Origin of the sequence: Salmonella sp. SAL4457 (assembly GCF_046548235.1) — a bacterium.
Classification (GTDB): Bacteria; Pseudomonadota; Gammaproteobacteria; order Enterobacterales; family Enterobacteriaceae; genus Salmonella; species Salmonella enterica.
This window is the reverse complement of sequence record NZ_JBGDZO010000297.1, coordinates 1-297: the sequence shown is the minus strand read 5'-3', so window position 1 is coordinate 297 and position 297 is coordinate 1. Positions and strand designations below refer to the sequence as shown.

General features: G+C 60.3%; 1 pseudogene. It reads left to right on the top strand.

Annotated elements, in window-relative coordinates:
• Positions 1-265: pseudogene (gene wapB, locus ACLJNW_RS24365) on the top strand (1,2-glucosyltransferase WapB); the annotation flags it as partial.
• Positions 266-297 lie beyond the last annotated feature (32 nt).

Here is a 297-nt window from a genome sequence, read left to right as displayed (position 1 = left end):
CTACTTGCTTGCGCACCCCGAGGTCGGGTGCGTGGGCGGTTTCAATATCTGTATCGACAGTGCTGGTAACGAAGTGGCGCGAGACGGTTTCAGCGAGGGGTGTGTGGAGCGTTGGGGGTTCGATGCAGCATTGGCCGAGACCCTGGTGGTCATGCCGCTGACGGCGCTCTACCGCATGGAAGCGATGAAGCGGGCGGATTTCTTCGACCCGTCGATTCGCGTGCAGGATTTCCAGATCACCCTAAGGATCGCGGCGCAGGGCTATTAAATTCATCGACTGCCGGCCTACATGGGGCG